The organism is Pseudomonas sp. MPB26 (genome assembly GCF_046605355.1).
GTDB classification, from domain to species: domain Bacteria; phylum Pseudomonadota; class Gammaproteobacteria; order Pseudomonadales; family Pseudomonadaceae; genus Aquipseudomonas; species Aquipseudomonas cedrina.
Window position 1 is genome coordinate 4,030,691 of record NZ_CP176793.1, and the last position, 21,626, is coordinate 4,052,316.

18 protein-coding genes and 4 tRNA genes are annotated in these 21,626 nt (G+C 61.8%); 21 read left to right on the forward strand and 1 reads right to left on the reverse strand.

The annotated features are described in order from the left end of the window. Nucleotides 1–6: 6 nt before the first annotated feature. The 18 genes from leuD (at nt 7) to ACLH0H_RS18745 (ending at nt 17,813) form a co-directional block, all read left to right on the forward strand. Nucleotides 7–651 (forward strand): 3-isopropylmalate dehydratase small subunit, encoded by a 645-nt coding sequence (gene leuD, locus ACLH0H_RS18660; RefSeq protein WP_186692026.1) that lies wholly within the window; start codon nt 7–9, stop codon nt 649–651. A 162-nt stretch (nt 652–813) separates the two neighbouring features. Then, the gene (locus tag ACLH0H_RS18665; protein WP_411379134.1) at nt 814–1,578 is read left to right on the forward strand and encodes a class I SAM-dependent methyltransferase; all 765 of its coding nucleotides are present in this window, start codon (nt 814–816) and stop codon (nt 1,576–1,578) included. 53 nt (nt 1,579–1,631) lie between these two features. Continuing rightward, nucleotides 1,632–2,714, forward strand: a complete 1,083-nt coding sequence (leuB, locus tag ACLH0H_RS18670; RefSeq protein WP_411379135.1) for a 3-isopropylmalate dehydrogenase — start codon at nt 1,632–1,634, stop codon at nt 2,712–2,714. Between the two features lie 64 nt (nt 2,715–2,778). Beyond that, a complete protein-coding gene (asd, locus tag ACLH0H_RS18675; RefSeq protein WP_411379136.1) occupies nt 2,779–3,891 on the forward strand; it encodes an aspartate-semialdehyde dehydrogenase in 1,113 nt (370 codons plus the stop codon). Nucleotides 3,892–4,129: 238 nt separating this feature from the next. Continuing rightward, nucleotides 4,130–5,140 carry an aspartate-semialdehyde dehydrogenase gene (locus tag ACLH0H_RS18680; protein ID WP_411379137.1) on the forward strand — a complete coding sequence of 337 codons (1,011 nt, stop codon included), beginning with the start codon at nt 4,130–4,132 and terminating at the stop codon, nt 5,138–5,140. Nucleotides 5,141–5,301: 161 nt separating this feature from the next. Further along, complete coding sequence (locus ACLH0H_RS18685; protein WP_411379138.1) at nt 5,302–7,860, forward strand: FimV/HubP family polar landmark protein; 2,559 nt, start codon at nt 5,302–5,304, stop codon at nt 7,858–7,860. A gap of 410 nt (nt 7,861–8,270) precedes the next feature. Continuing rightward, on the forward strand, nt 8,271–9,095 hold the full coding sequence (truA, locus tag ACLH0H_RS18690; protein WP_411382436.1) for a tRNA pseudouridine(38-40) synthase TruA: 825 nt from the start codon (nt 8,271–8,273) through the stop codon (nt 9,093–9,095). 64 nt (nt 9,096–9,159) lie between these two features. Next, a complete protein-coding gene (locus ACLH0H_RS18695; RefSeq protein WP_411379139.1) occupies nt 9,160–9,792 on the forward strand; it encodes a phosphoribosylanthranilate isomerase in 633 nt (210 codons plus the stop codon). 244 nt (nt 9,793–10,036) lie between these two features. Further along, entirely contained in the window at nt 10,037–10,957 is a 921-nt protein-coding gene (gene accD, locus ACLH0H_RS18700) for an acetyl-CoA carboxylase, carboxyltransferase subunit beta (protein WP_025856447.1), read from the forward strand. Beyond that, complete coding sequence (folC, locus tag ACLH0H_RS18705) at nt 10,954–12,261, forward strand: bifunctional tetrahydrofolate synthase/dihydrofolate synthase (RefSeq protein ID WP_411379140.1); 1,308 nt, start codon at nt 10,954–10,956, stop codon at nt 12,259–12,261. Before accD ends, folC begins: the two co-directional genes overlap by 4 nt. Then, nucleotides 12,245–12,904, forward strand: a complete 660-nt coding sequence (locus ACLH0H_RS18710; protein WP_411379141.1) for an SPOR domain-containing protein — start codon at nt 12,245–12,247, stop codon at nt 12,902–12,904. Before folC ends, ACLH0H_RS18710 begins: the two co-directional genes overlap by 17 nt. Before the next feature lie 256 nt (nt 12,905–13,160). Continuing rightward, complete coding sequence (locus ACLH0H_RS18715; RefSeq protein WP_169376860.1) at nt 13,161–13,718, forward strand: CvpA family protein; 558 nt, start codon at nt 13,161–13,163, stop codon at nt 13,716–13,718. Between the two features lie 41 nt (nt 13,719–13,759). Then, nucleotides 13,760–15,265, forward strand: a complete 1,506-nt coding sequence (gene purF / locus ACLH0H_RS18720) for an amidophosphoribosyltransferase (protein ID WP_076953551.1) — start codon at nt 13,760–13,762, stop codon at nt 15,263–15,265. Nucleotides 15,266–15,330: 65 nt separating this feature from the next. Next, on the forward strand, nt 15,331–16,542 hold the full coding sequence (locus tag ACLH0H_RS18725) for an O-succinylhomoserine sulfhydrylase (RefSeq protein ID WP_169376861.1): 1,212 nt from the start codon (nt 15,331–15,333) through the stop codon (nt 16,540–16,542). Between the two features lie 11 nt (nt 16,543–16,553). Next, nucleotides 16,554–17,318 (forward strand): SDR family oxidoreductase, encoded by a 765-nt coding sequence (locus tag ACLH0H_RS18730; RefSeq protein WP_411379142.1) that lies wholly within the window; start codon nt 16,554–16,556, stop codon nt 17,316–17,318. A gap of 107 nt (nt 17,319–17,425) precedes the next feature. Then, a tRNA-Val gene (locus tag ACLH0H_RS18735) sits at nt 17,426–17,501 on the forward strand. Between the two features lie 55 nt (nt 17,502–17,556). Beyond that, a tRNA-Asp gene (locus tag ACLH0H_RS18740) sits at nt 17,557–17,633 on the forward strand. A gap of 103 nt (nt 17,634–17,736) precedes the next feature. Beyond that, nucleotides 17,737–17,813: transfer RNA gene (locus tag ACLH0H_RS18745), tRNA-Asp, on the forward strand. Between the two features lie 220 nt (nt 17,814–18,033). Here ACLH0H_RS18745 and ACLH0H_RS18750 read toward each other — a convergent pair. Next, nucleotides 18,034–19,317, reverse strand: coding sequence for an NAD(P)/FAD-dependent oxidoreductase (locus ACLH0H_RS18750; protein WP_411379143.1), 1,284 nt, complete (start codon nt 19,315–19,317; stop codon nt 18,034–18,036). Nucleotides 19,318–19,501: 184 nt separating this feature from the next. Here ACLH0H_RS18750 and ACLH0H_RS18755 point away from each other — a divergent pair. From ACLH0H_RS18755 to ACLH0H_RS18765, 3 genes are all read left to right on the forward strand, one after another. After that, nucleotides 19,502–19,578, forward strand: a tRNA-Val gene (locus ACLH0H_RS18755). 377 nt (nt 19,579–19,955) lie between these two features. After that, on the forward strand, nt 19,956–20,672 hold the full coding sequence (locus tag ACLH0H_RS18760) for a DUF969 domain-containing protein (RefSeq protein WP_411379144.1): 717 nt from the start codon (nt 19,956–19,958) through the stop codon (nt 20,670–20,672). Continuing rightward, nucleotides 20,669–21,619 (forward strand): DUF979 domain-containing protein, encoded by a 951-nt coding sequence (locus ACLH0H_RS18765; protein WP_411379145.1) that lies wholly within the window; start codon nt 20,669–20,671, stop codon nt 21,617–21,619. The genes ACLH0H_RS18760 and ACLH0H_RS18765 overlap by 4 nt, the downstream gene beginning before the upstream one ends. Nucleotides 21,620–21,626 lie beyond the last annotated feature (7 nt).

The window sequence follows — 21,626 nt, forward strand, 5'->3', positions numbered from 1 at the left end:
TACCCCATGCGTGCTTTTACACAACACACAGGTTTGGTTGCGCCGTTGGACCGTGCCAACGTAGACACCGACCAGATCATCCCCAAGCAGTTCTTGAAGTCGATCAAGCGCACCGGTTTCGGCCCGAACCTGTTCGACGAATGGCGCTACCTGGACGTGGGCTATGCCTACCAGGACAACTCCAAGCGCCCGCTGAACAAGGATTTCGTGCTCAATGCCGAGCGCTACCAGGGCGCCAGCGTGTTGCTGGCCCGGGAAAACTTCGGCTGCGGCTCCAGTCGTGAACACGCGCCATGGGCCCTGGAAGAATATGGCTTTCGCAGCATCATCGCGCCGAGCTATGCCGATATCTTCTTCAACAACAGCTTCAAGAACGGCTTGTTGCCGATCATCTTGACTGACGAAGAAGTCGACGAGCTGTTCAAGCAGGTGGAAGCCGAGGTGGGTTACCAGTTGACCGTCGACCTGGCCGCGCAAACCGTGACCCGACCGGATGGCAAGGTGTATCACTTCGAGGTGGACGCGTTCCGTAAGCATTGCCTGATCAACGGCCTGGACGATATCGGCCTGACCTTGCAGGACGGCGATGCGATTGCGGCGTTTGAGGCCAAACACCGGGCGAGCCAGCCTTGGTTGTTTCGTGATGCCTGAATCTTTGTAGGCCGCACTGGCCCCTTCGCGAGCAAGCCCGCTCCCACCTTTGACTTTATTTCAACTGAAGAAACTCGGTCGAATGTGGGAGCGGCGGTGCGACGATTCGACTTGCTCGCGAAGACGGCAGTAAAAACACCACAAGCCCCAAGGGAAACCACCATGATCACCACCGCCCACACCCAAGTCGTGCAAAAACAATTCGGCGAGCAGGCCGCGGCCTACCTGAGCAGTGCCGTGCACGCCCAGGGCACCGAATTCGCGCTGCTCCAGGCTGAACTGGCCGGGCAGGGCAGCGCACGACTGCTGGACCTGGGCTGCGGCGCCGGTCATGTGAGTTTCCATGTGGCGCCTTTGGTAAAAGAAGTGGTGGCCTACGACCTGTCCCAACAGATGCTCGATGTGGTAGCCGCCGCTGCGCAAGATCGCGGTTTCACCAATATCAGCACCGTAAACGGCGCCGCCGAACGCCTGCCGTTCGCCGACGGCGAATTCGACTTCGTGTTCAGCCGCTATTCGGCCCACCACTGGAGCGATCTCGGCCTGGCCCTGCGCGAGGTGCGGCGGGTGCTCAAGCCGGGTGGCGTGGCGGCGTTCGTCGACGTCTTGTCACCGGGCAGCCCGCTGTTGGACACTTACCTGCAAACGGTCGAAGTGCTGCGCGACACCAGCCACGTGCGCGATTACTCCGCCGCCGAGTGGATGGGCCAGCTCAGCGAGGCCGGCTTGCACGTGCGCAACAGCAGCCGCCAGCGCCTGCGCCTGGAATACACCTCGTGGGTCGAACGCATGCGCACGCCAGAGGTATTGCGTGCTGCCATCCTTGAGCTGCAAAGGGCGATGGGCCAGGAAGTGCGCGATTACTACGAAGTCCAGGCCGACGGCACCTTCAGCACCGACGTGCTGGTGGCCTTCGCCGAACGCTGATTGAATTTTTCCGACCTGCCCGCGGGCAGGTCGCTCGATGAAATGAGGAACCCATGAGCAAGCAGATTCTGATTCTCCCTGGCGACGGTATTGGTCCGGAAATCATGGCCGAAGCGGTCAAGGTGCTGGAACTCGCCAACAGCAAGTACAGCCTGGGCTTCGAGCTGAGCCATGACGTGATCGGCGGCGCGGCCATCGACAAGCATGGCGTGCCGCTGGCCGACGAAACCCTGGACCGCGCCCGCGCCGCCGACGCCGTGCTGCTCGGCGCCGTGGGCGGGCCGAAGTGGGACAAGATCGAACGTGACATCCGCCCCGAGCGCGGCCTGCTGAAGATCCGCGCGCAACTGGGCCTGTTCGGCAACCTGCGCCCGGCCATCCTCTACCCGCAACTGGCCGACGCCTCGAGCCTCAAGCCGGAAGTCGTGGCAGGGCTGGATATCCTGATCGTGCGTGAGCTGACCGGTGGTATCTACTTCGGCTCGCCACGCGGTGTGCGGGAGTTGGAAAATGGCGAGCGCCAGGCCTACGACACCCTGCCGTACAGCGAGAGCGAAATCCGCCGGATCGCCCGTGTCGGTTTCGACATGGCGCGCGTGCGGGGCAAGAAGATCTGCTCAGTGGACAAAGCCAACGTGTTGGCCTCCAGCCAACTGTGGCGTGAAATCGTCGAAGAAGTGGCCAAGGACTACCCGGACGTCGAACTGAGCCACATGTACGTCGACAACGCCGCCATGCAACTGGTGCGCGCACCGAAGCAGTTCGACGTGATCGTCACCGACAACCTGTTCGGCGACATCCTGTCCGACCAGGCCTCGATGCTGACCGGCTCCATCGGCATGCTGCCGTCGGCATCCCTGGACACCCACAACAAGGGCATGTACGAGCCTTGCCACGGCTCGGCGCCGGACATTGCGGGTCAGGGCATTGCCAACCCGCTGGCGACCATCTTGTCGGTGTCGATGATGCTGCGTTACAGCTTCAACCTGGCGGATGCGGCGGACGCGATCGAGAAAGCCGTAAGCCTGGTGCTCGACCAGGGCTTGCGCACCGGCGACATCTGGTCGCAGGGTTGCACCAAGGTCGGTACGCAAGAAATGGGCGACGCAGTAGTCGCCGCGCTGCGGAATCTGTAATCTCTCGGGCCCGCTTGCAGTTGTTGCTGCAAGGCGGCCCACTTTTTAACAAGGTGTAGTTGCGATGAAACGTGTAGGTCTGATCGGTTGGCGCGGTATGGTCGGTTCCGTGCTCATGCAGCGGATGCTGGAAGAGCAGGATTTCGATCTTATTGAGCCGGTGTTTTTCACCACCTCGAACGTGGGTGGCCAAGGCCCGTCCGTGGGCAAGGACATTGCCCCGCTCAAGGACGCCTACAGCATCGATGAGCTCAAAACCCTCGACGTGATTCTGACCTGTCAGGGTGGCGACTACACCAGCGAAGTCTTCCCCAAGCTGCGCGAAGCCGGCTGGCAGGGTTACTGGATCGACGCCGCATCGAGCCTGCGCATGCAGGACGATGCGGTGATCATCCTCGACCCGGTGAACCGCAAGGTCATCGACCAGCAACTGGACGCCGGTACCAAGAACTACGTCGGCGGCAACTGCACCGTCAGCCTGATGCTGATGGGACTGGGCGGCTTGTTCGAAGCCGGCCTGGTCGAGTGGATGAGCGCCATGACCTATCAGGCGGCCTCCGGTGCCGGCGCGCAGAACATGCGCGAGTTGATCAAGCAGATGGGCGCGACTCACGCGGCCGTTGCCGATCAACTGGCCGACCCGGCCAGCGCGATCCTCGACATCGACCGCCGCGTGGCCGAAGCCATGCGCAGCGATGCCTACCCGACCGAAAACTTCGGTGTGCCACTGGCCGGCAGCCTGATCCCGTGGATCGACAAAGAGCTGCCCAACGGCCAGAGCCGCGAAGAATGGAAGGCCCAGGCCGAGACCAACAAGATCCTCGGCCGTTTCAAGAACCCTATTCCGGTGGACGGCATTTGCGTACGTATCGGCGCGATGCGCTGCCACAGCCAGGCGCTGACCATCAAGCTCAACAAAGACGTGCCGATCGCCGATATCGAAGGTCTGATCAGCCAGCACAACCCATGGGTGAAGCTGGTGCCTAACAACCGCGATATCAGCATGCAGGAGCTGAGCCCGACCAGGGTCACCGGCACCCTGAATGTACCGGTGGGCCGTCTGCGCAAGCTGAACATGGGCAGCCAGTTCCTTGGTGCGTTCACGGTTGGCGACCAGCTGCTGTGGGGCGCGGCTGAACCGCTGCGTCGCATGCTGCGGATCCTGCTGGAGCGTTGATCGCTTGAGGCAATGGGAGAAACCCGCGCTCTGGTGACAGGCGCGGGTTTTTTATTGGTCTTTCGGGCCTCATCGCAGGCAAGCCAGCTCCCACATCTGGATTTGTGAATACCTTCAAATGTGGGAGCTGGCTTGCCTGCGATAGGGTCATCAGCTACACCACAAGATCCAGGCCAATTGCCTCACTCCCAGCCACCCGGTAAAGTGCCGCTCCCCCCGCAATGCCCGAGGCAGCCCCATGACCCAGACCTTTGATATCGCCGTGATCGGCGCCACCGGTACCGTTGGCGAAACCCTGGTGCAGATCCTCGAAGAGCTGGCTTTCCCGGTGGGCACCCTGTATCTGCTGGCGGGCAATAACTCGGCTGGCGCATCGGTGCCGTTTCGCGGCAAGAACGTGCGGGTCAAGGAAGTCGATGAATTCGACTTCAGCAAGGCGCAACTCGCGTTTTTCGCGGCGGGGCCTGCGGTAACCTTGAGTTTCGCCGCGCGTGCGACGGCGGTGGGCTGCTCGGTGATCGACTTGTCCGGCGCATTGCCGGCCGAGCAGGCGCCGCCCGTGGTGCCAGAAGCCAACGCCCATGTGCTTGATGGCCTGGAAAAGCCGTTCCAGCTTGCCAGCCCGAGCCCATCGGCGACCAACCTTGCAGTGGTGCTCGCGCCCTTGCGCGGTTTGCTGGATATCCAGCGGGTCAGCGTCACGGCCAATCTGGCCGTGTCTGCCCTGGGCCGCGAGGCCGTGAGCGAACTGGCGCGGCAGACCGCCGAGCTGCTGAACGTACGCCCGCTGGAGCCGCAATTCTTTGATCGGCAAGTGGCCTTCAATCTCCTGGCGCAAGTCGGCAAGCCGGACACTCACGGGCATACCGACTTGGAGAAAAGGCTGATACACGAAGTGCGTGCAGTGCTGGAAACTCCGTTGCTAAAGATTTCCGCAACCTGTGTTCAAGCCCCGGTGTTTTTTGGCGATAGCCTGACTGTGTCGCTGCAGCTGGGTGCACCGGTCGACCTCGCCGCCGTGAACCGCGCCCTCGACGCAGCCCCGGGCATAGAGCGTGTGGATGAGGGCGACTACCCCACCGCCGTAGGCGACGCGGTAGGCCAGGACGTGGTCTATGTAGGACGGGTTCGCGCAGGCGTGGATGACCCGGCGGAACTAAATTTGTGGCTGACGTCAGATAACGTACGCAAAGGCGCGGCGCTGAATGCCGTACAGCTGGCGCAGTTGTTGATAAAAGGCCTTGCGTAAAAGATACTTGGCGGCAATTTGTAGATTGATTCTAACCAGGCGCTATGCTTGGCCCTAAGCAGAACAGAAGCGCGTCGGTAACCTATCGGCTCGCCATGCCTTATGGCAGCGGTTACCAACCTTCTCGCAGGCCGGGGAGTGTTCAAACAAAGGATGAGGCTATGGTTCAAGTTCGCAAACTGGTGTTAGCAATAGCGGCCGCCTCGGCGCTGTCCTCCGGTATGGCGCAGGCGCTGCAACTGGGGGAGATGACCCTCAAGTCGAAGTTGAACCAGCCGTTGGCGGTGGAAATCGAATTGCTCGATGTCGGCGGCCTCACCGCTTCCGAGATCACCCCGAGCCTGGCCTCGTCCCAGGCGTTCGTGGATGCGGGCGTTGATCGCCAGGCGTTTCTCGACGACCTGACGTTCACCCCGGTGGTTAACCCCAACGGCCGCAGCGTGGTGCGTGTCACCTCCAGCAAGCCGCTGCCGGATTCCTACGTACGCTTCCTGCTGCAGGTGCAATGGCCCAACGGCCGCCTGATGCGCGACTACAGCGTATTGCTCGACCCGGCCAAATTCGACCAGCCTGCACCCACCAGCGCCGCGCCCGCACCACGCCTGGCCGCGCCGGCCAGTACTGCGCCGACTGCGAGCAAGGCCGCGCAGCACACCACCACCTCCCGCGATACCCTATGGGAAATCGCTGCGAAGAACCGCAATGGCGGCTCGGTCCAGCAGACCATGCTGGCGATCCAGGCGCTGAACCCCGACGCCTTTATCGACGGCAACATCAATCGCCTCAAAACCGGCCAGGTCCTGCGCCTGCCGGATATTGTACAAAGTACCGCGCTGCCGCAACCCCAGGCGATTGCGGAGGTTCGCGCGCAGAATGCCGCCTGGCGCCAGGGCCGCCGTGCCGCCACCAATCCGGCGGCGGGCAAGCAGCAGTTGGACGCTACCAAGCGCGGCCAGGCTGGCAACGCGCCAGCCAGCACCAATGCCAACGACAACCTGAGCCTGGTGTCGGCCGAAGCGGCCAAGCAGGGCGCCAAAGGCAATGCGGGCGACAGCGCGGCGCTGAGCGACAAACTGGCGATGACCCAGGAGCAACTGGACACCACCCGTCGCGACAACGAAGAGCTGAAAAGCCGCGCGGCGGACCTGCAAAGCCAGCTGGACAAACTGCAGAAACTGATTCAACTGAAAAACGATCAACTCGCGCGTTTGCAGGCGGAAAAAGGCCTCCCGGCCGCGCAGGCCACAGCGGCCATGCCTGCTCAATTGGCAGGCGAGCCGGCCGCCGCCGCTGCAACGCCGGATGCCGCGACAGTTGCTCCCGCACCCGTTGCGCCCGCCCCTGAGCCAGTCAAGGCGCAGGAGCCTGCACCGGCGAGCACCGAGGGCAAGTTCAACGAGCTGCTGACCAACCCGGTCGTGCTTGGCGTGCTTGGTGGTGCCGCTCTCTTGTTGGTGCTGCTGCTGCTGCTGTTGTGGGCGCGCCATCGCAATGCCCGCCGCGAAGAGGAAAAGCACCTGCGCATGGCGCGGGCCCTGGCTGAAGAGCCAGTGTTTACCTCCAACATTGACCACGACCTGCCACCGAACAGCTTCGAAGGCCTGGAAGTGCCGCCGCCCAACGTCAAGCTGGCCGCCGCGCCCGCACTGGCTCCCGCGGTAGAGCCGGCCGTTGTCGTGCCCACCGTTGCCTCCGTGCTTGCGCCATTGGCGGTTGCCGTCGCTCCGGTGAACTCCAGCGATGCGCTGGCCCAGGCCCAGTCCCATATCGACCGGGGCCACCTGAACCAGGCCGCCGATGTGCTGGAGCAGGCGATCAAATATGAGCCCAAGCGCAGCGACCTGCGTTTGAAGCTGATGGAAGTCTATGGCCTGCAGAACGACAAGGACGGCTTTGTCACCCAGGAGCGTCAACTGGTGGCCAATGGTGAAAACCACGCCCAGGTCGAGCAGCTCAAGAGCCGCTTCCCGGCGATGGCCGTGTTGGCGGCGGGCGTCAGTGCTGCGGTTGCAGCCGCTGCCCTGGACGCTCAATACGTCAAGGAATTGCTCGAAGACAAACCGGCTGCCGTGACGCCAGAAGCCTTTGACACCGATTTCGATTTGAGCCTGGACGAGCTGGAAGAAGCTTCCCCGGCCAAAATCGAGGACGATCAGCAGACATTCGAATCGTTGCTGCAGCAGCAGACCGAAGCCAATGCCAAAGCGGATGACCTGTCGGACTTCGACCTGGACCTGCAACTGGATGCCCCGGCGTCGGCGCAATCCGATGACGACTTCCTTTCCGGCCTGGAAGAGCAGATGAAGGACGTGCCTGCCGTCGAACCGCCGACCCTGACCCCGGCTGCAGCGGATGACTTCGACCTGCCCGAGGATTTCGACCTGTCCCTGGCCGATGAGCCGCAAGAGGCCGCCAAGCCCGATGCGTTCGCCTCGGAGCTGGATGATGTCAACGCCGAGCTGGATCGCCTGTCCCAGAGCCTGGAGCATCCGCCCATCGAGCCATCCTTTACCGCAGAAGACGCGGCACTGGGGGATGATGAGCCGGAGTTCGATTTCCTGTCCGGCACCGACGAAGTGGCCACTAAACTGGACCTGGCCCAGGCCTATATCGATATGGGTGATGCGGACGGCGCACGGGACATCCTTTCCGAAGTGCTGACCGAAGGGGACGAGACCCAGCGTGGCGAGGCTAAGGAGATGCTCGGCCGGCTGGTGTAACCGTCAACCGTTAGCGTAGCGGCGACCTCTGGGTCGCCGTTTTGCTTTGTGTGGGAGCTGGCTTGCCTGCGATCGGCATAGGTATCCACACGCGGAGGGTGGGAACAATCAAAAATCTCCTTGTGGCGAGCGGCTTGCGCCGCGTTGGGTCGCGAAGCGGCCCCAAAACCAGACGCTGAGGTTCTCCAGGAGCATCACGGTGCGTTCACTGGGACTGCTTCGCAGCCCAACGCGGGGCAAGCCCGCTCGCCACAACAAGCTCCTACAAATTTTGTGTTCACCGGAAATTGTGTAGATACCTATGCGCATCGCAGGCAAGCCAGCTCCCACACAATCCGGCATAATGCCCGCCTTTGCGCAACCCATCAGGCTCTCAGTTCTTGGCAAATATAGATAACGCGGCCGCCGAAATGGCGGCCGCAGGTTTTAACCGCATCGCCCTGGGCGTGGAATACAAAGGCTCGCGCTATCGCGGCTGGCAGCGTCAGGCCTCCGGTGTGCTGACGGTGCAGGAAACCCTTGAAAATGCGCTGTCGAAAGTCGCCGACTCTCCGGTATCGCTGATGTGCGCCGGGCGTACCGATGCCGGTGTGCATGCCTGCGGCCAGGTGGTGCACTTCGACACCCAGGCTGAACGGTCGATGAAGGCTTGGGTGATGGGCGCTAATATCAATTTGCCCCATGACGTCAGCGTCACCTGGGCCAAAGTCATGCCGGGCCACTTTCATGCGCGCTTCAAGGCCATCGCTCGGCGTTACCGCTATGTGATCTACAACGACCAGATCCGCCCGGCGCACCTCAACCAGGAAATCACCTGGAACCACCGCCCGCTCGACGCCGAACGCATGGCTCAAGCTGCCCAGCATCTGGTGGGCGTGCACGATTTCAGCGCCTTTCGTGCCGGCCAGTGCCAGGCCAAGTCGCCGATCAAGGAAGTCCACCACCTGCGGGTGACCCGCCACGGCAAGATGATCGTGCTGGATATCCGTGCCGGCGCCTTCCTGCATCACATGGTGCGTAACATCGCCGGGGTGCTGATGACCATCGGCACCGGCGAGCGCCCGGTGGAGTGGGCCAAGGAAGTGCTGGAAAGTCGCGTGCGTCGCACCGGCGGGGTCACGGCGCATCCGTTCGGTCTGTATCTGGTGGATGTGGAGTACCGCGACGAGTTCGAGCTGCCGGAGCGTTTCATCGGGCCACATTTCCTCACAGGTTTCAGCGAACTTGGCGGCTGACGCCTGGAAAAGCTTTTGTTACCATCCGGGACTTTCTCGGCCCAACACCTGAGGTTCCCACGACATGTCAGCCGTTCGCAGCAAGATTTGCGGGATTACCCGCATAGAAGACGCGCTGGCGGCAGTCGAGGCCGGTGCAGATGCCATCGGCCTGGTGTTTTATGCCAAGAGCCCGCGAGCGGTAAATGTGCTGCAGGCGCGGGCGATCATCGCCGCACTGCCGCCGTTCGTCACCACCGTGGGCTTGTTCGTCAACGCCAGCCGCTGCGAACTCAACGAAACCCTGGATGCCGTACCGCTGGACATGTTGCAGTTCCACGGCGACGAAACGCCGGACGAATGTGAAAGCTACCAGCGTCCCTATATCAAGGCGTTGCGCGTCAAGGCCGGCGATGACATCGCCGCTGCCTGCGCCGCCTATGCGGGTGCTCGCGGGATTCTGCTGGACACCTATGTAGAAGGCGTGCCCGGCGGTACGGGCGAAGCGTTCGATTGGTCGCTGATTCCCGCAGGCTTGACCAAGCCGATCATCCTGGCCGGCGGGCTCGCCCCGGCCAATGTCGAAGCGGCGATCAAGCAGGTGCGGCCGTATGCCGTGGATGTGAGCGGTGGGGTAGAGCAGGGCAAGGGCATCAAGGACCACGGCAAGATTCGCGCGTTCGTGCAGGCCGTGCGCAACAGCAGTGGTGGGATGTGACGGCTGGCAGTCTGCCGCCGTCCATAACTACCACTGTGTAAAACAACCCGGCGCCGCCTGCGGGTGGCCCGGAAACGAAGTGGCAACCCTGCGCTGGCAGGTTGTCTGGAAGGCTGAGGATACGTGCGGGAAAAGGCCGGTCGAACGTCTGACCCCGTCCAGCATGTGTCATCGCCACATATGAATTTAGCTCAAGGGCATACGCGGGGCTGTGTTCAAGCCACCGGTACTGGAGAAAGAAAGCATGAGCAACTGGTTAGTAGACAAACTGATCCCTTCGATCATGCGTTCCGAGGTGAAGAAAAGCTCGGTTCCTGAAGGTCTGTGGCACAAGTGCCCATCCTGCGACGCGGTGCTGTACCGCCCGGAGCTGGAAAAGACCCTGGACGTTTGCCCCAAGTGCAACCATCACATGCGTATCGGCGCCCGCGCCCGCATCGACATCTTCCTTGACGCTGAAGGCCGTAACGAACTGGGCGCCGACCTGGAGCCGGTAGACCGTCTCAAGTTCCGCGACGGCAAAAAGTACAAGGACCGCCTGACCGCGGCACAAAAGCAGACCGGCGAGAAAGACGCGCTGATTTCCGTCAGCGGCAAGCTGCTGGGCATGCCGGTTGTGGTGTCGGCGTTCGAGTTCTCCTTCATGGGCGGTTCCATGGGCGCCATCGTCGGCGAGCGCTTCGTTCGCGCCGCCAACTACGCCCTGGAAAACCGTTGCCCCATGATCTGCTTCGCGGCCTCCGGTGGCGCGCGCATGCAGGAAGCCCTGATTTCGCTGATGCAAATGGCCAAGACCTCTGCGGTGCTGGCGCGTCTGCGCGAAGAAGGCATCCCGTTCATTTCCGTGCTGACCGACCCGGTCTACGGCGGCGTCTCCGCCAGCCTGGCGATGCTGGGTGACGTGATCGTGGGCGAACCCAAAGCCCTTATCGGCTTCGCCGGCCCGCGCGTGATCGAGCAGACCGTGCGCGAAAAACTGCCGGAAGGCTTCCAGCGCAGCGAGTTCCTGCTGGAGCACGGCGCGATTGACCTGATCATCCCGCGCGGTGAGCTGCGTCCGCGCCTGGGTAACCTGCTGGCCCAGATGATGGGCCTGCCGACCCCTGTGTACGTCGCGCCTAAAGTCGAGCCGATTGTCGTGCCGCCGGTGCCTGCAAACCTATGACCCAACGGACCCTGGGCGAATGGCTCGCCTACCTTGAGCAGTTGCATCCGTCCGCCATTGACATGGGCCTGGAGCGCTCGCAACAGGTAGCGGCCCGCCTCGGGTTGGGCCGGCCGGCGCCGCGCGTGATCACGGTGACCGGCACCAACGGCAAAGGCTCCACCTGTGCCTTTGTCGCGGCGCTGCTGCAGGCCCAGGGCCTGAAAGTCGGCGTCTACAATTCCCCGCACCTGCTGCGTTATAACGAGCGGGTGCAACTCAATGGCAGCGAAGCCACCGATGAGCAGCTCTGCGAAGCGTTCGCCGCGCTGGATGCGGGCCGAGGCGAGATATCCCTGACCTACTTCGAGATGGGCACCCTGGCAGCGTTCTGGCTGTTCGAGCGTGCGCAACTGGATGTGGTTGTGCTGGAAGTCGGCCTGGGCGGGCGCCTCGACACGGTCAACGTGGTGGATCCCGACCTGGCGCTGGTCACCAGCATTGGTGTGGATCACGCCGATTACCTGGGTGATACCCGCGAGTCCGTGGCCTATGAAAAAGCCGGTATCTTCCGCCAGGGCCGACCTGCGCTCTGTGGGGACCTGGATCCGCCGCAGACCTTGCTGGACAAGGTGCGCGAGCTGAATTGCCCGTTTTTCCTGCGCGGGCGTGAATTCGATCTCGAGATCGCCGGGCAGCACTGGCACTGGCGTGGGCGCGATGCCCGCGGCCAGGTCGTGGAGCTTCGCGGCCTGCCGCTGCTGAACCTGCCGATGGAAAACGCCGCGCTCGCGCTGCAGGCGTATCTGCTGCTGGATCTGCCGTGGAACGCCGCGCAGCTTGCTGCCGCCCTGGTGGCAACGCGCGTGGCGGGGCGCCTGGACCGTCGCGAGGTCGAATGGCAGGGTAAACGCTTGAATCTGTTGCTGGATGTGGGGCATAACCCCCATGCGGCCGAGTACCTGGCACAACGCTTGTCGCGCACGCCGCCGGTCGGTCGTCGTCTTGCGGTGTTTGGTCTGCTGGCCGACAAGGACCTGGAAGGTGTGATCGCACCATTGCTGGACAATGTCCAGGCGTGGGCCGTGGCACCGCTGGATACACCGCGCAGCCGTCCTGTCGCGGAACTGGCGATGGCCTTGCAGAACCTTGGCGCGCCCGTGACGTCGTATGCAAGCGTGATCGATGCCCTTCAAGCGCAGTGCGCCGTTGCCACGCCCGACGATGAGATTCTGTTGTTCGGGTCATTTTATTGTGTTGCCGAGGCGCTCGAGTGGTTGGCCCGGCGCTCCACGGAGGAAGCTGCACATGGCATTACTCGATAGCGCATACAAGCAGCGAATGGTCGGAGCCCTGGTCCTGGTGGCGTTGGCGGTGATTTTCCTGCCGATGCTGTTCTCTCGCCAGGATGAAGAACGCCAGGTCGTGGTCGAGGCCCCGGCCGCTCCGCAGGCGCCCGCGGTGCCCCAGGTACAGGTTGAGCCGGTGGTGGTGCCTGAGCCTCAGGCGTTGCCCGAAGAAGAACCTGTGCCGGCCGATGACGAGGTGGCCGCTCAGCAAGCGCCGTCGATGCCGGTGCAGCCAAGCGTGCCGGTGGTCAAGCCGACGCCGGCACCGACCGTGGCGGCCAAGCCCGCCGCGCCGGCGCCTGCACCCAAACCGGTAGCGCCGCAGCCTGCCGCGCCGGGCAAGCCGGACGTGGGGCAGAGCCGTATCGACCCGAATGGCTTGCCGATCAGTTGGTCGATTCAAGTGGCCAGCCTGGGTAATCGCGAAGGCGCCGACGCTTTGCAGAAAAAGCTGCGTAGCCAGGGTTATAACGCCTATATTCGCAGCGCCGACGGCAAGAATCGGGTGTTTATCGGGCCGCTGATCGAGCGTGCCGAAGCAGATCGCCTGCGCGACTTGCTCGATCGCCAGCAGAACCTCAAGGGTTTCGTGACGCGTTTCCAGCCTGAGCGCGGTTGAACAGTTGCCAACTCCGGTTGGCAATGCGATCTAAATGTGGGAGCGGGCTTGCTCGCGAATACGGTCTATCAGTCAATATACTTAGTGACTGACACACCGCCGCGAGCAAGCGCGCTCCCACATTCGTCTTGGGGTGGGCTTGAAATGCTCCGTGCTTGCCACAAACTATTGATTTGCAAAGCAGCCGCAATCACCGCTTACCGATAGCCCGACGCTCTGCTAAAATGCGCCGCCTCATCCGTCCGTAGGCTCAAACGTGCCATTTACCTGGGTTGATTGGGCGATTGTTGCAATCGTCGCCATCTCCGCTTTGATCAGTCTAAGCCGCGGCTTCGTAAAAGAAGCATTGTCGTTGCTGACCTGGATCATCGCAGGAGTCGTAGCCTGGATGTTTGGCGGTTCATTGTCGGTCTACCTGGCCGGATACATTGAGACACCCTCGGCCCGCGTCATCGCGGGCTGCGCCATTATGTTCATCGCCACGCTGCTGGTGGGGGCAATGGTCAATTATCTTATTGGCGAGTTGATACGTGTCACCGGCCTTTCCGGGACCGATCGATTCCTCGGTATGGTCTTCGGTGCCGCGCGTGGCGCCTTGCTGGTCGTCGTGGCGGTCGGTCTGTTGAGCCTCGGGCCGGTACAGCAGGATGCATGGTGGCAAGAGTCGGTACTCGTGCCAAAATTTCTATTGGTTGCAGATTGGTCCAAGAACCTCATTTTGGGGTGGAGCAGTCAGTGGCTGGCCAGCGGAATCAGCGTACCCGCCGATCTTCCGTTCAAGGAGCACCTCTTACCGGCCAAAACGCCTCAGTAAGCTGTGTTCAGTCAAGATTCATTAAGTAGGGGTTGCGTCGCATGTGTGGCATCGTCGGTATCGTCGGTAAGTCGAACGTCAATCAGGCGCTGTATGACGCGCTAACCGTCCTCCAGCACCGCGGCCAGGACGCTGCCGGTATTGTGACCAGCCACGACGGCCGGTTATTCCTGCGCAAGGACAACGGGCTGGTACGTGACGTGTTCCATCAACGTCACATGCAGCGCCTGGTCGGGCACATGGGCATTGGCCATGTGCGTTACCCGACTGCCGGTAGCTCTACGTCGGCCGAAGCTCAACCGTTTTACGTCAACTCGCCTTATGGCATTACCCTGGCGCACAACGGCAACCTGACCAACGTTGAACAGCTGGCCAAGGAGATTTACGAGTCCGACCTGCGCCACGTCAACACCAACTCCGACTCGGAAGTGCTGCTCAACGTGTTTGCTCACGAGCTGGCCCAGCGCGGTAAGCTGCAGCCGACCGAAGAAGATGTGTTCGCCGCCGTCACCGACGTGCACAACCGTTGCGTGGGTGGTTACGCCGTGGTGGCCATGATCACCGGTTATGGCATCGTCGGCTTCCGTGACCCGCACGGCATTCGCCCGATCGTGTTCGGCCAGCGTCACACCGACGAAGGCGTCGAGTACATGATCGCTTCCGAAAGCGTATCCCTGGACGTGCTGGGCTTTACCCTGATCCGCGACCTCGCGCCGGGCGAAGCGGTGTACATCACCGAAGACGGCAAGCTGCACACGCGCCAGTGCGCCGTGGCACCGAAACTCACCCCGTGCATCTTCGAACACGTCTACCTGGCGCGTCCGGATTCGATCATCGACGGTGTTTCGGTATACAAGGCGCGCCTGCGCATGGGTGAAAAACTGGCCGATAAGATCCTGCGCGAGCGTCCCGAGCACGATATCGACGTCGTGATCCCGATTCCGGACACCAGCCGTACCGCTGCGCTGGAGCTGGCGAACCATTTGGGCGTAAAGTTTCGCGAAGGCTTCGTGAAGAACCGCTACATCGGGCGTACCTTCATCATGCCGGGCCAGGCTGCACGCAAGAAATCGGTGCGCCAGAAGCTCAACGCCATCGAACTGGAATTTCGCGGCAAGAACGTGATGCTGGTGGACGACTCCATCGTACGCGGCACCACTTGCAAGCAGATCATCCAGATGGCCCGCGAAGCCGGTGCGAAGAACGTGTACTTCTGTTCAGCGGCGCCAGCGGTGCGTTACCCGAACGTGTACGGTATTGACATGCCGAGCGCCCACGAACTGATCGCGCATAATCGCTCGACCCAGGACGTTGCCGACCTGATCGGCGCTGATTGGCTGATCTATCAGGACCTGCCGGACCTGATCGAAGCCGTCGGCGGTGGCAAGATCAAGATCGACCAGTTCGACTGCGCCGTGTTCGACGGCAAGTACGTGACCGGTGATGTCGACGAGGCCTACCTGAACAAGATCGAGCAGGCGCGCAATGACTCGTCCAAGATCAAGACCCAGGCGGTCAGTGCGATCATCGATCTGTACAACAACTGAGTGACAACCGGCCCTGAGGGGCCGGTTTTGTATCTTAAATAAAGAATTGAGTAAGGAGGGGCAGCATGAGTCAGGAATGGGATGCCGGTCGGTTGGACAGCGACCTCGATGGCGTAGCTTTCGATACCCTGGCTGTGCGCGCCGGCCAGCACCGCACCCCGGAAGGTGAGCACGGTGACCCGATGTTCTTCACCTCCAGCTATGTGTTCCGCACGGCCGCCGATGCGGCTGCGCGCTTTGCGGGCGAAGTGCCGGGCAACGTCTATTCGCGCTACACCAACCCGACCGTGCGCGCGTTCGAAGAGCGTATCGCGGCGCTGGAAGGCGCCGAGCAGGCGGTCGCTACGGCGACCGGCATGGCGGCCATCCTGGCGGTGGTGATGAGCCTGTGCAGCGCCGGCGACCATGTACTGGTGTCGCGCAGCGTGTTCGGTTCGACCATCAGCCTGTTCGAGAAGTACTTCAAGCGCTTTGGCATTGAAGTGGACTACGTGCCGCTGGCGGACCTGTCCGGTTGGGATGCGGCAATCAAGGCCAACACCCGCTTGCTGTTCGTCGAGTCGCCGTCCAACCCATTGGCCGAGCTGGTGGACATCGCCGCGTTGGCCGAAGTTGCCCACGCCAAGGGCACTATGCTGGTGGTCGACAACTGCTTCTGCACCCCGGCGCTGCAACAGCCGTTGAAGCTCGGTGCGGACATTGTCGTGCACTCGGCCACCAAGTTCATCGACGGCCAGGGTCGCTGTATGGGCGGTGTGGTCGCGGGTCGCAGCGAGCAGATGAAAGAAGTCGTTGGCTTCCTGCGCACGGCTGGCCCGACCTTGAGCCCGTTCAATGCCTGGATCTTCCTCAAGGGCCTGGAAACCCTCAGCCTGCGCATGAAGGCTCATTGCGCCAATGCCCAGGCCCTGGCCGAGTGGCTGGAGCAGCAGGACGGTATCGAAAAGGTGCACTACGCTGGCCTCAAGAGCCACCCGCAACACGCACTTGCCCAGCGCCAGCAGCGTGGTTTTGGTGCCGTGGTGAGCTTCGAAGTGAAGGGTGGCAAAGAGGGCGCCTGGCGCTTTATCGATGCGACGCGCCTGATTTCGATCACGGCGAACCTTGGTGACAGCAAGACCACCATCACCCACCCGAGCACCACTTCCCACGGGCGCCTGGCGCCTCAGGAGCGTGAGGCGGCGGGTATCCGTGACAGCCTGATCCGCGTTGCAGTGGGCCTTGAAGACGTGGCTGACTTGCAGGCTGACCTGGCTCGCGGGCTGGCCGCCTTGTGATCGAGTGGTCCATGGAAGCGGTGGCAGCCAGTAACGGGCGTGTTGCGCTGGTGACCGGCGCGGCGCGGGGCATTGGCCTCGGGATCGCCGCGTGGCTGATCAGCGAAGGCTGGCAGGTGGTGTTGACCGACCTGGACCGCGAGCGCGGCGCCAAGGTGTCCAAGGTGCTGGGCGAAAACGCCTGGTTTATTACCATGGATGTGGCCGACGAGAAACAAGTGGCTCAAGGTGTCGCCGAGGTATTGGGGCAGTTTGGCCGCCTCGATGCATTGGTGTGCAATGCGGCGGTGGCCGACCCGCACAACATCACCCTGGAAAGCCTGGACCTGGCCTACTGGAACCGGGTGATGGCGGTAAATCTCAGCGGGCCGATGTTATTGGCCAAGCACTGCGCGCCGTACCTGCGCGCCCATGGTGGCGCCATCGTTAACCTGGCGTCGACCCGGGCGCGCCAGTCGGAGCCGGACACCGAAGCCTATGCGGCGAGCAAAGGTGGCTTGCTGGCCCTCACGCATGCCTTGGCGATGAGCCTTGGGCCCGAAGTGCGGGTCAATGCCGTCAGCCCCGGCTGGATCGACGCACGTGATCCTGCAGCCCGTCGCGCCGAGCCGTTGAGCGACACCGATCATGCCCAGCATCCGGCAGGCAGGGTAGGTACCGTGGAGGACGTGGCGGCGATGGTAGCGTGGCTGCTGTCGCGCCAGGCGGGTTTTGTCACCGGGCAGGAGTTTGTCGTGGACGGCGGCATGAGCAAGAAGATGATTTACAGTGAGTAGGGCAGGGAGCGATGTTGAAGCAATTTTGTCTTTTTCAGAAAAACTTCAAGCGGGCTATTGACTTAGGTCTGCTACCTGCGTAAATTTCGCGGCCTCAACGAAGCAAAGGGTGATTAGCTCAGCTGGGAGAGCATCTGCCTTACAAGCAGAGGGTCGGCGGTTCGATCCCGTCATCACCCACCACTTCTTGAGAGTTTTGCTTCAGGGCAAGACGCAACGTTATAGGTTACACCGACGCGCAGCGGTAGTTCAGTCGGTTAGAATACCGGCCTGTCACGCCGGGGGTCGCGGGTTCGAGTCCCGTCCGCTGCGCCATATTTCCAGGTTCGATTTGTCGGGCTTGAGATTGAACAGCCATGGCTGATTGATCAGATGTTCAAGACGGTTGAGAGTTTAGGCTCAGCCGGTCAAGCGATACGCAGCGGTAGTTCAGTCGGTTAGAATACCGGCCTGTCACGCCGGGGGTCGCGGGTTCGAGTCCCGTCCGCTGCGCCATATCTGCCTCAAGGCCCGCTGAACGCCTTGAAGCACAAAGAAAGCCATTGGCTAATTTGATCCGATAGCAAATACCCTGGTCGAGAGACCGGGGTTTTTTGTGTCCGCGATTTGAGTCCAAGTCAGCCGCGGTCAATGTGGGAGCTGGCTTGCCTGCGATAGCATCGACGCGGTCTCATTGGGATTCGCGTCTGCGCATCGCAGGCAAGCCCTTGCACCATCAGAACCCGAGTTTATCCCTCAATCCGTAATACCAGGCGCCCAGCGCCGCAAACGGCGTACGCAGCATCTGCCCACCCGGGAACGGGTAGTGCGGCAGGTCCGCAAACGCATCAAAGCGTTCCGCCTGCCCTCTGAGCGCCTCCGCCAGTACCTTGCCCGCCAAGTGCGTATACGTTACGCCATGGCCACTGCAGCCTTGCGAGTAGTAAATGTTGTCGCCCAGGCGACCCACTTGCGGCAAGCGCGACAGGGTCAGCAGGAAATTGCCGGTCCAGGCGTAATCAATCTTCACGTCCTTGAGCTGCGGGAAAGCCTTGAGCATCTTCGGGCGGATGATCGCCTCGATGTTCGCCGGGTCGCGCGCGCCGTACACCACGCCACCGCCGAAGATCAGGCGCTTGTCGCGGGTGAGGCGGTAGTAGTCGAGCAGATAATTACAATCCTCGACGCAGTAATCCTGCGGCAGCAGTGTCTTCGCCAGCTCATCGCCCAGGGGCGCCGTCGTGATCACTTGCGTGCCGCAGGGCATCGACTTGGCCGCCAGCTCCGGCACCAGGTTGCCCAGGTACGCATTGCCCGCGACGATGATGAACTTGGCCCTGACCCGGCCCTCGGCAGTGTGCACCACCGGGTTGGCGCCGCGCTCGATACGCACCGCCGCCGATTGCTCGTAGATCGTACCGCCCAGGGATTCCACGGCTGCCGCTTCGCCGAGTGCCAGGTTGAGCGGGTGGATATGCCCACCGCTCATGTCCAGCAAGCCGCCGACGTAATTGTCGCAGGCAACCACCTCGCGAATACGGCGCTCGTCCAGCAACTCCAGCTGCGTATGGCCATAGCGTTCCCACAGGCGTTTCTGCGATTCCAGGTGGCCCATGTGCTTGCTGTTGAGGGCGGCGAATACACCGCCGTCCTTCAAGTCGCACTGGATCTGATACTTGGCCACTCGCTCGCGAATGATCCGGCCGCCTTCAAATGCCATCTGCCCCAATAATTGCGCCTGCTGGGGGCCGACACTGCGCTCGATCACGTCGATATCACGGCTGTAGCTGTTGACGATCTGCCCGCCGTTGCGGCCCGAGGCGCCAAACCCCACCTTGGCGGCCTCCAGCACCGTCACGCGAAAACCGTTCTCCAGCAGGAACAGGGCGCTGGAGAGGCCGGTATAACCGGCGCCGATCACGCACACATCGGTTTCAACCTCGCCTTGCAATGCCGGGCGAGGTGGAACGGCATTCGCGGAAGCGGCGTAATACGACTGGGGGTAGGGGGTGTTCGCCATCCTGGAACCTCTGTTTTATATTTTTTACGAGTGCGCCGATCCTACCTGAGTTGAAAATTGCCTGCCAGTTGCCCGAAATCCACAGGCCTGCCCCACGCAAATAAAAAATTCGCATATTCATAGGGTTAGATGCAAAAAAGATGTTGACACCCCTCCGGAATTCCGTAGAATGCCGCCTCACAGCAGGCACGTAGCTCAGTTGGTTAGAGCACCACCTTGACATGGTGGGGGTCGTTGGTTCGAGTCCAATCGCGCCTACCAAACAAAATCCGCTCTGCTGGGCGGTCTAGAGGGGTCATCGGAAACGGTGACCCCTTTTTGCTTTCTGCGATTTGCAAAACTTTGCAATCCCTACCTCAGAACGCCCATTCGGCGCTCACCTCCAGTTACTCGCTCTTCTTTTCGCCGTCCTCCTCCTCCTGATAGTCCAATCACCCACAAAATTTATTGGTTCGCAGCAACAATTTTTCTTGTTGGACACCTCCCGTCCCCAGGCAGCAAAGTTGCCGCCACTGACGCTCGACCTTTCGGGTGAACAATAAAAAACCGAGCCGACTGCACGCCACTTCCTGCTGTGAACCCTTTGTTCACATCCTGCTGTAATGGCGCCGCAGCGCGCACTAAAGGACCTCACCGCCATGCAAACTGTAGTGAACTTATGGCCGTTGATCGGCGTACTTGTGATCGTGGTTGGCTTTATTCTGCGCATCAACCCTTTGTTGGTTGTCACCGCCGCCGCTATCGCCACCGGATTCGCCGCCCATTTTTCGTTGGAAAAAATCCTCGCCACCATGGGCGATGGTTTCCTTCAGACCCGTGCCCTGCAATTGATCCTGTTGTTGCCCCTAGCGGTCATCGGTCTGCTGGAGCGCCATGGGCTGCGCCTGCATGCGCAGAACTGGATCGCACGGTTCGAACGCGCCACGGTCGGGCGCTTGTTGATCATGTATCTATTTGTGCGCGAGTCCACGGCCGCCATGGGCTTGACCAGCCTGGGCGGGCACCCGCAGATGGTGCGCCCGCTGCTGGCACCGATGGCCGAGGGCGCTGCGGAAAAACGCTACGGCAAACTGCCGGACAAGTTGCGCCATAAAGTATTGGCCATGTGCGCCGCGACGGATAACGTCGGTCTGTTTTTTGGTGAAGACATCTTCGTGGCCTTTGGTGCGATCGCGTTGATGCACACCTTCCTGCTCGGCTCGGGGATTGATGTGGAACCGCTGCACATTGCGGTGTGGGGGATTCCGACGGCAATTTGCGCGTTTATCATTCATGCGATCCGCCTGCATCGGTTTGACCGAAGGCTCACCCGAGAGATGACGCCTGCCGCCGCCCGTGGGGGGGTCGCGCAATGATCATTTCGATTCAATACCTGTACTGGCTGGCCGGGGTCCTGCTGCTGATCACCGCGGGCATGATCTTGCTAGACCGAACCCATCCCAAGCGCTGGTCGAGTGCACTGTTCTGGCTGTTGTTCGCCATTCCGTTCCTGATCGGTGAGCGGCTGCCGTCGGTGGTCATCGGAGCTGGCCTCGTGGTGATGGCATTGATCGCCGGTATGGGCGGTGTCGGTCGTGGCAAGCATGCCGAGCTGCATGACAAGGATTCGCGTGCCAGTGCCGGTCGGCTGGGCCATAAGTTGTTTATCCCGGCGTTGGCCATTCCCCTGGCTACCGTGATCGGCTCGGTATTGCTCAAGCACACTGAGATCGGCGGTGTACCGCTGCTGGATCCGAAGAACACCACCTTTGTCTCCCTTGGAATCGGCTGCCTGATCGCCCTGGGCCTGGCCTGCTGGCTGACCCGTGATACGCCGGTGCAGGCCTTGCGCGAATCCCGTCGCCTCACCGAAGCTCTGGGCTGGGCGATGGTACTTCCGCAGATGCTGGCGATGCTCGGCTTGTTGTTTAACGAAGCCGGCGTCGGCACGGCCGTTGCCCATGTCACTACCACCTATATCAACCTGGATTTCAAGTTGGTGGCGGTGATGGTCTATGTGCTGGGCATGGCGCTGTTTACGGTGATCATGGGGAACGGTTTCGCGGCGTTCCCGGTGATGACCGGGGGCGTCGGCGTGCCGGTGCTGGTCGGTATCTACGGCGGCAACCCGGCGGTGATGGCGGCGATTGGCATGTTCTCGGGCTACTGCGGGACCTTGATGACCCCGATGGCCGCCAACTTCAATATCGTGCCGGCGGCGTTGCTGGAGCTGCCGGACAAAAATGCGGTGATCAAGGCCCAACTGCCGACGGCGTTGATGATGCTGGTGGTTAATATTGTCCTGCTTTACCTGTTGATGTGAGGCCGAG

Bases quoted from the DNA above. Each gene is read 5' to 3' on its own strand.
- leuD (WP_186692026.1), top strand. From the start codon at position 7: ATGCGTGCTTTTACACAACACACAGGTTTGGTTGCGCCGTTGGACCGT.
- ACLH0H_RS18665 (WP_411379134.1), top strand. From the start codon at position 814: ATGATCACCACCGCCCACACCCAAGTCGTGCAAAAACAATTCGGCGAG.
- leuB (WP_411379135.1), top strand. From the start codon at position 1,632: ATGAGCAAGCAGATTCTGATTCTCCCTGGCGACGGTATTGGTCCGGAA.
- asd (WP_411379136.1), top strand. From the start codon at position 2,779: ATGAAACGTGTAGGTCTGATCGGTTGGCGCGGTATGGTCGGTTCCGTG.
- ACLH0H_RS18680 (WP_411379137.1), top strand. From the start codon at position 4,130: ATGACCCAGACCTTTGATATCGCCGTGATCGGCGCCACCGGTACCGTT.
- ACLH0H_RS18685 (WP_411379138.1), top strand. From the start codon at position 5,302: ATGGTTCAAGTTCGCAAACTGGTGTTAGCAATAGCGGCCGCCTCGGCG.
- truA (WP_411382436.1), top strand. From the start codon at position 8,271: ATGGCGGCCGCAGGTTTTAACCGCATCGCCCTGGGCGTGGAATACAAA.
- ACLH0H_RS18695 (WP_411379139.1), top strand. From the start codon at position 9,160: ATGTCAGCCGTTCGCAGCAAGATTTGCGGGATTACCCGCATAGAAGAC.
- accD (WP_025856447.1), top strand. From the start codon at position 10,037: ATGAGCAACTGGTTAGTAGACAAACTGATCCCTTCGATCATGCGTTCC.
- folC (WP_411379140.1), top strand. From the start codon at position 10,954: ATGACCCAACGGACCCTGGGCGAATGGCTCGCCTACCTTGAGCAGTTG.
- ACLH0H_RS18710 (WP_411379141.1), top strand. From the start codon at position 12,245: ATGGCATTACTCGATAGCGCATACAAGCAGCGAATGGTCGGAGCCCTG.
- purF (WP_076953551.1), top strand. From the start codon at position 13,760: ATGTGTGGCATCGTCGGTATCGTCGGTAAGTCGAACGTCAATCAGGCG.
- ACLH0H_RS18725 (WP_169376861.1), top strand. From the start codon at position 15,331: ATGAGTCAGGAATGGGATGCCGGTCGGTTGGACAGCGACCTCGATGGC.
- ACLH0H_RS18730 (WP_411379142.1), top strand. From the start codon at position 16,554: ATGGAAGCGGTGGCAGCCAGTAACGGGCGTGTTGCGCTGGTGACCGGC.
- ACLH0H_RS18750 (WP_411379143.1), bottom strand. From the start codon at position 19,317: ATGGCGAACACCCCCTACCCCCAGTCGTATTACGCCGCTTCCGCGAAT.
- ACLH0H_RS18760 (WP_411379144.1), top strand. From the start codon at position 19,956: ATGCAAACTGTAGTGAACTTATGGCCGTTGATCGGCGTACTTGTGATC.
- ACLH0H_RS18765 (WP_411379145.1), top strand. From the start codon at position 20,669: ATGATCATTTCGATTCAATACCTGTACTGGCTGGCCGGGGTCCTGCTG.